General features: G+C 62.4%; 11 protein-coding genes. 3 read left to right on the forward strand and 8 right to left on the reverse strand.

The features are described 5' to 3' along the window. Positions 1 to 55: 55 nt before the first annotated feature. Positions 56 to 1,468 carry an MBL fold metallo-hydrolase gene (locus tag KBA32_RS03860; RefSeq protein WP_294355558.1) on the forward strand — a complete coding sequence of 471 codons (1,413 nt, stop codon included), beginning with the start codon at positions 56 to 58 and terminating at the stop codon, positions 1,466 to 1,468. A gap of 11 nt (positions 1,469 to 1,479) precedes the next feature. Here KBA32_RS03860 and KBA32_RS03865 read toward each other — a convergent pair whose 3' ends face one another. From KBA32_RS03865 to KBA32_RS03900, 8 genes are all read right to left on the reverse strand, one after another. Continuing rightward, entirely contained in the window at positions 1,480 to 2,724 is a 1,245-nt protein-coding gene (locus KBA32_RS03865; protein WP_294355560.1) for a GGDEF domain-containing protein, read from the reverse strand. Positions 2,725 to 2,892: 168 nt separating this feature from the next. Then, positions 2,893 to 3,369: a YhcH/YjgK/YiaL family protein gene (locus KBA32_RS03870; RefSeq protein ID WP_294355562.1), complete on the reverse strand. Its 477-nt coding sequence runs from the start codon at positions 3,367 to 3,369 to the stop codon at positions 2,893 to 2,895. 37 nt (positions 3,370 to 3,406) lie between these two features. Next, the gene (locus KBA32_RS03875) at positions 3,407 to 4,609 is read right to left on the reverse strand and encodes an exo-alpha-sialidase (protein WP_294355565.1); all 1,203 of its coding nucleotides are present in this window, start codon (positions 4,607 to 4,609) and stop codon (positions 3,407 to 3,409) included. Between the two features lie 157 nt (positions 4,610 to 4,766). Further along, the gene (locus KBA32_RS03880; RefSeq protein WP_294355568.1) at positions 4,767 to 5,753 is read right to left on the reverse strand and encodes an ABC transporter ATP-binding protein; all 987 of its coding nucleotides are present in this window, start codon (positions 5,751 to 5,753) and stop codon (positions 4,767 to 4,769) included. A gap of 14 nt (positions 5,754 to 5,767) precedes the next feature. After that, positions 5,768 to 6,760, reverse strand: coding sequence for an ABC transporter ATP-binding protein (locus KBA32_RS03885; RefSeq protein WP_294355570.1), 993 nt, complete (start codon positions 6,758 to 6,760; stop codon positions 5,768 to 5,770). A 27-nt stretch (positions 6,761 to 6,787) separates the two neighbouring features. Continuing rightward, positions 6,788 to 7,744, reverse strand: a complete 957-nt coding sequence (locus KBA32_RS03890) for an ABC transporter permease (RefSeq protein ID WP_294355574.1) — start codon at positions 7,742 to 7,744, stop codon at positions 6,788 to 6,790. Next, positions 7,744 to 8,700, reverse strand: a complete 957-nt coding sequence (locus KBA32_RS03895) for an ABC transporter permease (RefSeq protein WP_294355578.1) — start codon at positions 8,698 to 8,700, stop codon at positions 7,744 to 7,746. Before KBA32_RS03895 ends, KBA32_RS03890 begins: the two co-directional genes overlap by 1 nt. A 71-nt stretch (positions 8,701 to 8,771) precedes the next feature. Then, complete coding sequence (locus KBA32_RS03900) at positions 8,772 to 10,391, reverse strand: ABC transporter substrate-binding protein (protein WP_294355581.1); 1,620 nt, start codon at positions 10,389 to 10,391, stop codon at positions 8,772 to 8,774. Between the two features lie 571 nt (positions 10,392 to 10,962). Between KBA32_RS03900 and KBA32_RS03905 the strand changes: the two genes are divergently transcribed. Beyond that, positions 10,963 to 11,796 carry a DeoR/GlpR family DNA-binding transcription regulator gene (locus KBA32_RS03905; RefSeq protein ID WP_294355584.1) on the forward strand — a complete coding sequence of 278 codons (834 nt, stop codon included), beginning with the start codon at positions 10,963 to 10,965 and terminating at the stop codon, positions 11,794 to 11,796. Between the two features lie 2 nt (positions 11,797 to 11,798). After that, entirely contained in the window at positions 11,799 to 12,938 is a 1,140-nt protein-coding gene (locus KBA32_RS03910) for a four-carbon acid sugar kinase family protein (RefSeq protein ID WP_294355587.1), read from the forward strand. Positions 12,939 to 13,084: the final 146 nt, after the last annotated feature.

A 13,084-nucleotide genomic window follows, 5' to 3' on the forward strand; every position in this document is an offset into this window, starting at 1 on the left:
TCAATGCATTTCGTAACGACCGCGGTTCCGCGCTGAACAACCGGGAGAAAACACGATGCGATTGAGCTTTCTTGGCGCTGCCGGTGAAGTCACCGGTTCATGCACGCTGGTGGAAACGGAAAACACCCGCTTTCTCGTCGACTGCGGCATGTTTCAGGGCGGCCCCGACGCGCGGACGAAGAACCTGCGTGCGCTGAATTTCGGATTCGACGCTCGCAACATCGATTTCGTGCTTCTGACGCACGCCCATATCGACCACTCGGGTTTGTTGCCGCGGCTCGCGGTTCTTGGCTTTCGCGGGCCGGTTTATGCGACGCCGGCGACGATCGATCTGCTCGAAGTGCTGCTGCCGGACAGCGCGCACATCCAGGAGAAGGAATCCGAATGGCAGCTGCGCCACCGCAGCCGTCGCGGCAAGGGTGATCTCGGCGCGCCGGCGCCTCTCTACACTGTCGCTCAAGCGCAGTCCGCGCTCCAGTTGTTACGTCCGATTGCATATGGGAAGCCGGTTCAGGTCGCAGAATCGATCACCGCCTGTTTCCACGACGCCGGTCACATCCTCGGGTCTTCGTGGATCGAAGTGACAACGCACGAAGAGGGACGGCCGCGCAAACTGGTGTTTTCCGGCGACCTCGGCATGCCCGCCCGACCGGTGCTGCGCGACGCGGAAAAGGTCGTTCCCGAAGCCGACGTGCTGCTTGTCGAATCGACCTACGGCAACCGCCTGCACCGCTCGATGTCTGAAACCGAGGACGAAATCGTCGCCGCCGTCGAGCGCACGCACGCGACGCACGGCAACCTGATCATTCCCGCCTTTGCCGTCGGCCGCACGCAGGAGATCATCTACCTGCTGACCGACCTCGTCCGTCGCAAGCGTTTGTCGCCGCTCAAGATCTACGTCGACTCGCCGATGGCCAACGCGGCGACGCGGATCACGCTCGACCATCCCGAGCTGCTCGACGACGAGGCGCGCGACCTGGTCGCCTGGGTCCGAGCGCACCCGGAGAAAGTGAAGATTGAATTCGTCGCCGATGTCGAACGCTCGAAGGCGCTCAACGAGATCCGCAGCAACGCGGTCATCATTTCCGCGAGCGGCATGTGCGAGGCCGGACGAATCAAGTATCACTTGCGGGAAAACCTGCCGCGCAGCGAATGCAGCATCCTGATCGCCGGCTTCCAGGCGGCAGGAACGCTGGGCCGCCGCCTGGTCGACGGGGCGCAGCTGGTTCGTATCTTCGGCCAGCCGGTGCGCGTCAAGGCGCGCATCTACACGGTTGGCGGACTTTCCGCGCACGCCGACCAGTCGGTGCTGCTCGGCTGGCTGCGCGGTTTCCACAAGCCGCCCGAAAATACCTTCGTCGTGCACGGCGAAGCGAACGCCGCCGCCGATTTCGTTTCGGCAATCGAGTCGCAACTTGAATGGAAGAACGTGCATCGATCGCAGCGCGGCGAAACATTCACGCTGTAGCGCGAAGCTCGTCAGTCAAAGCAGGACAACCCGGAAACGCGGTTCCGTCCCGCCGCCTTCGCCTCATAGAGCGCGGCATCGACGCGCGACATGACGCTGTCGGCGTCGTCCTCGCCACAGCAACCGACGACACCGAAAGAGGCGGTAACGACAAACTCCGGCATCGCCTCGACGAGCCGCGCATTGGCCAGATCGGCACGCAGGCACCCGGCGCATCTCAAGGCTTCCTCATAAGAGGTATTCGGCAGTAGACAAAGGAACTCCTCGCCACCCCAGCGACCAAAGACGTCGATCTCGCGCAGCACCTGTGAAACCTGAACCGCCAGCCCCTTGAGCACGAGATCACCCGTCTGGTGCCCGAAGGTGTCGTTGATCTTCTTGAAATGATCGACGTCGAGCAAGACCAACGAAAAATCGATGCCATAACGCCGGAACCCATGTACGGCGCGCTCCAGTTCATCGACCAGATGGCGACGGTTTGAAATGCCGGTCAGTGCGTCAGTACGCGAGATCAGCAGCATACGATCGTGCGCCTCGTTCAGCCGCTGATTGGCGTTCTCCAGATGCTGAGACTCCTGCTGCAAACGCTCACGCAGTTTCTGTTCCCGGCGGTGGCTGGCCTGCGCCTCGGCCAGCGCCATCTCGCGCTCCAGGCCCTGCTCCAGCGCGATGCGCGTGAGGTTGCAGGTATTGCGCGCGACGACCATGAGGATCGTGTAATAGGCAACGACACCGGCGAGCAGTGAAAAGCGCTGGTCGTCAAGAAGAAACGGCGCGTCGGCGACGAGATAGCCCACCGTCAGCAGAATGAGCGCCGACGCGAAACCGACGTAAGAAGACAGGACGACGCCGAGAACGTTCACCGTCACGCCGAGGGCGGCTGCCAGCGCGCCGAACTTGAACATGAAGATGAAATCGAGCTGCCCTGAATCAAGCAGGAGCCAGATACCGCCCCAACCCATGCCGTTGATGACGTTGATGCCGACGCGAATGGCCCGCCGCAAGCGCAGGCTGGCGAAGGACTCATCGGGATCGACGTGCTTGCGGGCGATGACGATGCGCAGAGCCTGCAGCAGACACATGCCGACCACCCAGCCGATGACCCGTGACTGCGCGATCAGCCCGAAATGCACCCAGGCCACGGTAATGACCGCAACGATCGAGACCGCCGACGACACCCGCTCGCGCATCGACAATTCGTTCAGCTGAGCTGCCAGCAGATACGAACGCGGATCATGGTGAGCAGGCATAGTCATCGAACACCGGCCTCCTGCACGGGATCAAGAAAAGACGCGAATTCCACCGGAGCCACATGGCTCCGCCTCCTACAGATTAGGCCATCCGGATTTCGCTGTCTATTCAGATTGAATGCGCCTGAAACGCCCGGGCGCGTGTGCGAAGACGCCGCGGGACGCCGCCGGCCGCTACAGACCGAGCAAATCGCGATGGATCTTGATGACGGCCTTGCGGATTTTCGTCTTCTCGTTGATTGCGAGACACGGGCGGTGCAACTCCCCCGGAAGGAAGACGACATAGTCACCGGGATGAATATCCATGAAGAACTCGCGCGACGGCCGCTCGTAGAAGGCGACGTCGTTGGCCTCCAGCCGGTCCTCGGTGCATGCCAGCCCCGGTAGCGGGAAGGAAAAACCGTAGCGCTCGCTGGCGCTGAGCGGGATCTGCACATCGGCGAACTTGCGATGCGCCTCAGGTCGGCTCTCCTCGAAGGTCCGCGAGTCAACGTCCTGGATCAGCACGAACAGTTGCTCGCCCTCAACCTCGTAGCGGCCGGCGTCGGCGGCTGCCGGCGACAGCTTGAGGAGCGCCTCGATGCCGCGCACCACGGCAGCCGGCAGCGCGTTCTTTTCGGCGGAGATTTCGGATAACCGGCCCACGATCATGGCGTTCCTTCCAGTCGAGCGTTTGTACGAGCCGCCATCATGCCTTGAAAACCCAGTCTTCGCGGATACGCACGTACTTGATGCGCTGACGGAAGTACGTGTAGGCGATGTGGATCGCGCCGTCGGGCGTCTGCTTGATCGACGGGTACGAGTACTCGCGGTTCCGGGCGTCGCTGGAGTTGTTGGTCAGACAGAATCCGTCGCCGACCTCGAGGTCGCGGATACGCGACCACGTCCGGCCTCCGTCTTCGGAGATCGCGATGCTGAGCGGCGCGCGTGGCGTTCCCCAGAACGCGGTTCGCCCCTCCCCGGCCGACCCGCCAGCCGTCGGCGAGGTTTCTTCCGAGCCATCGCTCGCACCTTCGTCCGCGCCATCTTCAATCTCGTCGTAGAGCGACAAGCGGCGCTCGGTGGATTCCTTTGCACGCACATTGTTGAAGACGATCGCCAGATGGCCGTTCGTCAGCCGGGTCATCTGAACCGACGAATTGTTGTTCGGCAACCCGGATGGAATCGGCACGTCCCAAGAGCGGCCGTTGTCGTGCGAACGCGTGAGATACACGTGGTCGGCCCAGCGGCTGCGGAAGACGGCGACCAGTGAACCGTCGTCGAGCTTCTCGATGTTCATATGCACGCAACCGGTGCTGCCCGGCACGGCAACCTCGGTCCATGTCTTGCCCTGGTCGGAACTGATCTTGACCGCGCTGTAATCCTTGTCGCCGACCCATTTCTTTCCCGGAACCGGCACGCAATAGAAGACCGGCAACAGCCAATCGCCGTTGTCGAGCACGATGATCGGCTGGCGTACGAAGGTGCCGGGCGTATCGATGAAGACTTCGATCGGGCCCCAGGTCGCGCCGTTGTCGTTTGAAATCCGCCGCATGACGACCGCCGAATCCTGGTTGCCGGCCTTCTGCGAGGTCCAGAACAGCCACAAAGCACCGCTTGGCGCCAGGAAGAGCACCGGATTCTGCTCCGAGCGCGTCGAATCCTCCGAGAGCTTCCTCAGGTCCGACCAACGCTCGCTGCCCGCAGCAAGCCGTGCGGAATAGACCGAAATGTCCGACATGCCCTCCTGCGTGCCGGAGAACCAGACGCAGAGCAGATCGCCATTGGGCAGCGGAAGCAGATTGGCCGCATGGTTCTGCACGTTGTCGGTCGGCAGGAAGGCTTCCAGACGCGACGTATCGCCCTCGGCGGGAAGTAATTCACCGTTTCCAAACTCGGTTTCCTCGGACATGCGACTCTCCTATTGACGTTAGCGACTACGGTTGATGACTTCCCGCCACCGTTCGCCCGGAGCCTGTCGAAGGGCAGCTACTCGGCAGGCGCGTCCGTTCATGGTTCGACAAGCTCACCACGAACGGAGCACATGCCGTCAGTCATTTTCACAACTCTCACTTGACCAGATGGCAGGCGACGAAATGTCCATCGCCGATGTCCCTGAGCGGCGGCTCCTTCACGCTGCATGCGGCCACGGCGTGTGAGCAACGTGTGTGGAAACGGCAACCGGAGGGCGGATTGATCGCATTCGATACGTCGCCGCCGAGGATGATGCGCTTGCGGTTCTTCTCGATGTCCGGGTCCGCCTCGGGCACCGCCGTCAGCAAGGCCTGCGTGTAGGGATGCAGCGGATTGCCGAACAGCTCGTTCTTCGCCGCGATCTCCATGATCTTGCCGAGATACATGACGATGACGCGGTCGCTGATATGGCGGACGACAGCCAGATCGTGCGCGATGAACAAATAGGTGAGCTTGTACTTCTCCTGGATGTCCATCAGCAGATTGACGATCTGCGCCTGGATCGAGACGTCGAGCGCCGAGATCGGCTCGTCGCAGACGATGAATTCCGGCTCGCTGGCCAGAGCGCGCGCGATGCAGATGCGTTGCCGCTGGCCGCCGGAGAACTCGTGCGGGTAGCGGTTCGCCGCCTCGCCGCTTAGACCGACGTCAGTGAGCAGCTTCACCACGCGCGCCGGGATGTCGCGCGAAGGCAGCATCTTGTGCACGCGCAGCGGCTCGGCGATCGCCTCGCCGATCGTCATGCGCGGATTGAGCGTCGAATACGGGTCCTGGAAGACGATCTGGATCTTCTTGCGCATCGGGCGCAATTGCTCGTCGGTGAGCTTCGCTAGGTCAACGCCGTCGTACTCGATGGAACCCGAAGACGGACGGTAGAGCTGCAGGATAGAGAAACCCGTCGTCGATTTGCCGCAGCCCGATTCGCCGACCAGCCCGAGCGTCTCGCCCCGGAAGGCTTCGAAGGACACGCCGTCGATGGCATGTACCACAGCCGCCGACTCGCCGAAGGCGCCGAGCTTCACCGGAAAGTGCTTCACCAGATCCTTGACGCGCAGCAGGACCTGCTTGTCTTTGTTTTCCATGCTCACTTCCGCGTTCATTTCCCGCCCCTCACATCCGCCCAGCACGCGACGCGGTGCAGCGATCCGGGCGCCGCACCAAGTACCGGCGCGAGGACCGGCAACTCCTTGTCGCAGCGCTCCATCCTGAACTTGCACCGCGGTGCGAAAGGACACGACGTCGGTTTGACCGCGAGGTTGGGTGGCGCACCGCCGATCGTGGACAGCCGCTTGCCGTTCTTCGCGTTCAGGCGCGGGATGGAATCAAGCAGGCCGATCGTGTAGGGATGGCGCGGATCCTTGTAGATGTCTTCAAGTGCCGCTTCCTCGACCACGGCGCCGCCGTACATGACCATGATGCGATCGACCATGCCGGCCAGCAGCGAGAGGTCGTGCGTGATCCAGATGATCGAGGTGTTCAGTTTGGTCCGCAGCTCCTTCACCAGCTCGACGATCTGTGCCTGAATGGTCACGTCAAGCGCCGTCGTCGGCTCGTCTGCGATAACGAGCTCCGGCTCGCTGAGCAGCGCCATGGCGATCATCACGCGCTGGCGCATGCCGCCAGAGAGCTGGTGCGGGTACTCGTTCAGGCGATGCGTGCTGTTGGAGATGCCGACCATGTCGAGATAGGCCGCGCTGCGCTTGAGCGCATCGTCCATCGACATGCCCTTGTGATAGACCAGCCCTTCCGCCAACTGGAGGCCGATCTTGAGGAAGGGATTGAGCGAGGTCATCGGGTCCTGGAAGATCATGCCGACCTTCGATCCGCGCACCGCGTTCAAGTCCCGCTTGCTCAGCGTGGTCAGCTCGACGCCGTCGAGCACCACGCTCCCGTTCGTGATCTGCGCGGCGGGCGGCAGCAGCTTGATCAGGCTCATCATCGTCACGCTCTTGCCGCAGCCGCTTTCGCCGACCACGCCGAGCATCTCGCCCTTGTCCAGGCTGAACGAAACGCCGTTCACCGCGTAAACAAAGCCCTTCCGCACCTTGAAGCGCGTTTCCAGGTTTTTGACGTCAAGCAGAGTTCCCACGGAAAGTCCCTTTTGTAATCGTCACCGTTACTTCCACTGGCGCGGGTTGAGCGCGTCGTTCAGACCGTCGCCGAGGAAGCTGAAGGCGATGGTCGCCGCAGCCAGCACCATCGCCGGCGCAGCCAGAATGTGCGGGTACTGCTGCCAGACGCGCAGACCGTCGCTGATCATGTTTCCCCAGCTTGGAATCGGCGGACGCACGCCAACGCCAAGGAAGCTGAACGACGATTCGAGCACCATCGCCTCGCCGAGCGTCGCGCTGAACGAGACGATGATCGGACCGAGTGCGTTCGGAATGACATAGGCCTTGAGGATGCGCGGTGTCGGCACACCGATCGCCTTCGCCGCCAGCACGTAGTTCTTGTTGCGGATCGACAGGATCTGCCCGCGGATCAGGCGCGCGGCCTTCGGCCACTTGATCAGCGCCAGCGAGCCGAAGACGAGCGCGAAGTCGGCCCACACCGTGTTGCGCCAGAACTCGTTGTGCGTCAGCAGGAACTGCTCGTCCATCCAGTTCACCAGCGTCGGCTTCAGCGAGACGTTGATGACGATGACGAGCAGCAGCGACGGGATGGACATCGTGATATCGATGAGCCAGGAAACGAAGGCATCGACCTTGCCGCCCAGATAGCCGGCCAGCGAGCCGAGTACCGTACCGATGATGAAGCTCAGGATGGTCACCGCGAAAGCGACGAACACGGCGGTGCGCGCACCGTAGATCACGCGGCTCAACACGTCGCGCCCCAGATCGTCGGTACCGAACCAGTGCGCGGCGGACGGAAACTGATTGCGCGCGTTCAGGTCCTGCGACAGGAAGTCGTAGGGCGTGATGTACGGGCCAATCGCCGCAACGAGCAGGAGAAGCACGACGACGATCATGCCGACCACCGCCAGGCGGTTTGCAATGAGGCGGTTGAACGCGTCCTTGAACAGGCTGTATTGTTGTTCCTGTTGTGCCATCGGGGTTGCCACTGTTTCCGCCATTATTCCTCTCCTTTTTTCTTCGACGCCGCGCGCGGGTCGAGCAGTGGGTAAGCGATATCCACCAGCAGGTTGGACAGCATGACGACGACTGAAAAGATCAGAACGATGGCCAGGATCACCGGGTAGTCGGAGTCCTTGATCGCCGATTCGGTCAGGCGACCCAGACCGGGCAGTCCGAACACCTTTTCAATCAGGATGGAATTGTTCAGCGTGCCGATCACGATCAGGCCGATCTGGCTGACCACCGGTGTCAGTACCGGGCGCAGGATGTGACGGAAGACGACGATACGTGCCGGCAGGCCCTTGGCGCGCGCCGTGCGCACGTAATCCTCGCTCAGCACTTCGAGCACGCCCGTCCGCGCCTGACGGATGATGATGGCCATCGGATTGAGGCCGAGCACGAGGAGCGGGACGATCACCTTGGGATGGAAGAGTCCGCTCCAGCCGAAGGGCACGTCCATGCCCATGCCAAGCACCATCAGCACGATGATCAGCGGGCCGGCGACGAAGACCGGGATGCCCCAGATGAACAGCGCAAAACCGACGATGGCGTTGTCGATCGCCTTGTTCTGATTGAGCGCGGCGACGACGCCGAGCGCGATGCCGACGATCGCCAGCAGCGTGATGGCGGTCAGGCCAAGCTGGAGCGTGACCGGAACCGCGGCGGAGAGCATCGAATTGACCGAGCGCCCGGAGACCAGCGAGTTGCCGAAGTCGCCTTGCGCGATATGGCTGACGTAACTGCCGAACTGCACGAGGAACGGCCGGTTCAGCCCGGCGGCCTCGCGGATGGCTTCGATGCGTTCGGGGTCGTAGGCAACGTCACCCGGCGCACGCAAGAAGATGAGTTTGATCGGATCGCCCGCCCCGAAGAAGACGAGCGCGTAGATCAGCAGCAGGAGCATCAGCACCGACGGAATCCAGCGCAACACCCTGCCTAAAATGTACTTTCCCATTTTGACCCCAGATGTTCCCGCACGGGCAGCGCGCAATCCGTCCGCCCGTGCAGCTTTCTCACATCACACGCTTAGCGGGCAGGCCGCTTGCTCTCGTCGAGGGTGACATTCCACGGCTCGATGACCTGCCAGTCGTCGTTCTTGTCGAAGCCGATCACCCAGGGCATCGCCCACTTGGACATCACGTCGTAGTAGTACGGGATGAACATGTAGTCTTCGCGGAAGAGCTTCTGCGCATCCTGCGCCCCCTTGATGCGGGCCGGGTCCTTGACGCTCTTGGCCTTGGCTTCGTCGAGCAATGCATCGACCTGCGGATTCTTGTACCCGCCCATCTTGCCGCGCGCATTGCCCGACGTTGAGTGGATCGAACCCATCAGGTAGGAGACGGCATCCGGAACGCGCGTACCGACGTCGTCGCGGAAGATCTGCACGCTCTTCTGGTCCGGGCCGGAGTAGGTTTCGATATCCGCCTTCATCTCGACGCCCTGGATGCCGAGCACCTTGCGCCACTGTTCGGCCATGTACTGCGCGGCCGCTTCGTGCGTCGGCGTGCTGATGCCGACGAACATGATCTTGGGCAGCAGGCGGCCTTCCTTGTACTTCGACGCGGCGAGCGCTTTCTTGGCGCCTTCCGGGTCATACGGATACGGCTGGAAGTCGGGATCGACACCGGCGACCTTGTTCAGGATCTGCGTGGCCGGCGTATAAGGACCTTGCGGGTAAGCCGCCTTGGCCATATCGACCGGGTTGATGCTCATGATCAGCGCCTTGCGGACATTGATATCGTCCATCGGTGGCTTCTTCGCATCGAACCAGAACTGCTGACCCTTGGCGAGCGGCGGCCCGGAGACGAAATCGGCGCCCAGATCGTCGATCAGCGTCGGCGTGATCAACTCCGTATGCACGTCCATCTTGCCGGTCTTGAGCATCAGGGTTGCCGTGCTGGCGTCGCTGACCGAGCTGATCACGATCTTGGAGAGCTTGGGCGCCGGACCGAAGAACTTGGGATTCGGCACCAACGTCACGATGCCCTGGTCGAGATCCATGCTCTGCGGCATGAACGGGCCGCTGACCACCACCTTGCTCTTCGGGTGCCACCAGTCGGCCTTCTGCTCGCCGTTGGCATCACGCGCCTGCGAGATCTTGACCGGCGGGATGAGTGCCGTGGCGATCTTCTGATCGAAGATGGGATCGGGCGCGCTGAGCGTCACAACGACGGTCGTCGCGTCCTTGACGACGATGCCCGACATCGCCTTCTTGGCGCCGCTCGTCACGTCCTTGAACCCTTCGACGCCGCCAAGGAACAGGTCGGCGCGCTGGTGCTTGGTGCTCGGCATGGCGCAGAGATCCCACGTCCCCTTGACGTCCTCGGCCGTGATCGGCGATCCGTCGGAGAAGACGGCTTTTGGATTGATCGTCAGCGTCCATTGCACGAAGTTGGCGTCAGGCTCGGCCTTGGCCAGCACGAGCGGCTGCAGCGTTCCGCTCTTGTCGAAGTACATCGGGGCCGCCCACATCAGCGATTGCCAGCGCGCCGCGTGTCCACCGCCCTGCAGTGGAGACCAGGTCTGGCTCAACGCCGGATGCGCGATGTTCAGCACCTGACCGGCGACCGGCTTGTCTTGTGCAACCGCGCCGCCCACGAGTGAAAAACCTATGACCAGCGCCGACAGAATCTTTTTCACCATCATGATGCAATCCTCCTTTATCAGTATCGCCTTCATGCCTCTACGCCCTGAATGCGTAGTCCGAGATGAATCTGAAATACCCCCGCCTTGTAAAAAACTGCGCACGCAACCGTCGAAATCCGACGCGCACACCGTTGGAACGTTGTGGTAGATAAAGAGTGATATAACTTCCACACTCTGTCAATAGGCGTCATAAAATATCTAAAAACATCAACAATGCCACGGTAATAGCATCTGCCGCCATCTACCAAAATTCCATCGCGCAGCACTGGAACGACTCACTTGGCGGACAAGAAACGGCGCAGCAGACGAACAAAACAGCACAGTCATTTCATTGTTTTACAGTAACTTATGATCACACAAGCGGCAGCAAGGCGATCCAGCGATGATCGCCGCAGGCCACTGACTTTCCACAGGCACCCACCGGAAGGCGCCACGCACTCGATCAATACCTCGGTAGAAATGTTGCATTAACTATCACGTTAATGCATTATCTACCACGTCAAATGACGACCATCGCGCTGCACGCGGGAATTGAGCGTCGACCGACGGTCAACAATCAGGTGATCCGAACATGAAAGAACTCGCACTCGAAGACAGGCCGCGCGAAGTGGAAAAAGCAGAAAGCACTCCCCTGCTGCCGGTTCAAAGACGCCAGCGCATTGCCGACTTCCTGAACAATCACGGCGCGGTGACGCTGCAACAGCTGACCGACGCCCTGCACGTTTCCATCTCCACGTTGCGCCGCGACCTCGATGCGCTGGCCGAAGAAGGCATCGTCGAGCGCACGCACGGCGGCGCCATCCTGCGCCACCAGCAATACAGCACCTTCGAGCCGAACTTCTCGGCCGCGCGCGACCTCTCGCCGCGAGAGAAGACGGCCATCGGCGAAGCAGCCGCCGAGGCCTTGATTCCGGGGCAAAGCGTGATCTTCGACAGCGGCAGCACGGTTCTGGAAGCCGCCAAGGCCGTCGTCGCGCGCAAGGTCGAAATCGTCGCCGTCACCAACGACGTTGAAATCGCGCAGGTCCTCAACAACAGTCCCTATGTCCAGGTCCACGTCCTCGGCGGTCGGCTGCGCCAGGGCAGCAACACGCTGGTCGGCGAAGAAGTGCAGAACGACGCACGCGCTATCCGCGCCGACGTGCTCTTCCTCGGCGCCCACGCCGTGTCCGAGACGACCATCTCCGAAACCTCGACCGAGGTCGCCGCGGTCAAGCGCACGCTGATGAAGTCGGCCAATTCCTGCCGCCTGCTCATCGACTCGTCGAAGTTCCGCCCGCGCGTCTTCATGACCGTCTGCAGCTTCGACGAACTCGACGAGATCATCACCGACGAAGGTGCGCCGCAGGAGGAACTCGAACGCATCCGCTCGGCCGGCGTGAAACTGACGGTGGTCGGAAAATAGTCGTGGATACCGGCGGCACCCGGCGCATCCGAATCCTCGCCGACGACCTGACCGGCGCGCTGGATACGGCGGCCGTGTTCGCCGGACCGGTACCGGTGTATATCGACCGTCCGCCAGCAGATCAGGAAGACGCAGCGGCGCCGATCGCCGCGCTCGCCACCGGCACGCGCGACGTCGCGCCGGCGTCGCTGCCTGAGCGGCTGCAAGCCGCACTCGACTGGCTGCGCGCCGGCACCGTCGCCTACAAGAAGGTCGACAGTCTCCTGCGCGGCAACACCTTCGCCGAGACATCCTGGATCGCGCAGCACGGCTCGTTTGGCCTGACCGTGTTTGCCCCGGCCTTCCCGGCGCAGGGACGAATCACGGTAGACGACTGCCAATGGATCGTACGCCCGGACGGCACGCGCGAGGGCGTCGCCACACCGCTGAGCGAAGCCTTTTCCGCATTGAACAGACGTGCTTGTTCATCCTTCGCCAATGATGGCGTCTGCGATACCTGGATACCGGAAATCCTGACCGACGCCGACCTGAATCGCGTCGTCGCCACGGTTGAGAACAGCACGGCGAGTCCCCTGTGGTGCGGCAGTGCCGGCCTGGCGCACGCGCTGGCGCGGCGCTGGCAACTCGCGCCCGACTTGGGATCGGCAGCCCTGCTGCCGATTAATGAAGGGCCGACCGTCCTGATCAGCGCCAGCTTCCAGCCAACGCTCAAGACACAATGGGCGCGACTGTGCGCGGACCGCCCGCCCACCGCCATGGCCCGCTACGCCGACGACGGCGAGATCGCCGCGGCGCTCGACCAGGCACGCGCCGGCGCCGGAGAGGTCTGGCTCGACCTCTCCCCAGCCGGACGCGTTTCCCCGGACGAGGCCGCTACACGACTCGCCGCACAAGTGGCCCGCATCGTCGAATGCCTGCCCCGCCCCGGCCAACTCGCCGTGATCGGCGGCGACACGCTGCTCGCGTTGTGCCGTGCCAGCGGCGCGCGCGCGCTGCTCGCCCATCCTGCCGTGCGCCCCGGCTGGGGTTGCGCGCGGCTGGTCGGCGGCGCCTGGAATGGCGCCCCTTGCTATTCGCGTTCCGGCGCCTTCGGCGGGCCGGACGATCTGGCTGAAATGATTCGATTGCTTTGCAACGCCTGAACAACCTGGAAGGACACTTACATGAAAAAGGCAATTCGACTGGCAGTGACCATGGGCGACCCCGCCGGTATCGGTCCCGAGATCATTGCGAAGACTGCGGACAAAATGCGCGACGAGATCGCGGCCGGGCGTCTCGAATTCATGGT

This window comes from Propionivibrio sp., from assembly GCF_017995515.1.
In the GTDB taxonomy this organism is placed as follows: domain Bacteria; phylum Pseudomonadota; class Gammaproteobacteria; order Burkholderiales; family Rhodocyclaceae; genus Propionivibrio.

Coding starts and splice junctions, on each gene's coding strand:
- KBA32_RS03865 (WP_294355560.1), bottom strand. CDS start 2,724: ATGACTATGCCTGCTCACCATGATCCGCGTTCGTATCTGCTGGCAGCT.
- KBA32_RS03860 (WP_294355558.1), top strand. CDS start 56: ATGCGATTGAGCTTTCTTGGCGCTGCCGGTGAAGTCACCGGTTCATGC.
- KBA32_RS03870 (WP_294355562.1), bottom strand. CDS start 3,369: ATGATCGTGGGCCGGTTATCCGAAATCTCCGCCGAAAAGAACGCGCTG.
- KBA32_RS03880 (WP_294355568.1), bottom strand. CDS start 5,753: ATGGAAAACAAAGACAAGCAGGTCCTGCTGCGCGTCAAGGATCTGGTG.
- KBA32_RS03905 (WP_294355584.1), top strand. CDS start 10,963: ATGAAAGAACTCGCACTCGAAGACAGGCCGCGCGAAGTGGAAAAAGCA.
- KBA32_RS03890 (WP_294355574.1), bottom strand. CDS start 7,744: ATGGCGGAAACAGTGGCAACCCCGATGGCACAACAGGAACAACAATAC.
- KBA32_RS03900 (WP_294355581.1), bottom strand. CDS start 10,391: ATGATGGTGAAAAAGATTCTGTCGGCGCTGGTCATAGGTTTTTCACTC.
- KBA32_RS03895 (WP_294355578.1), bottom strand. CDS start 8,700: ATGGGAAAGTACATTTTAGGCAGGGTGTTGCGCTGGATTCCGTCGGTG.
- KBA32_RS03875 (WP_294355565.1), bottom strand. CDS start 4,609: ATGTCCGAGGAAACCGAGTTTGGAAACGGTGAATTACTTCCCGCCGAG.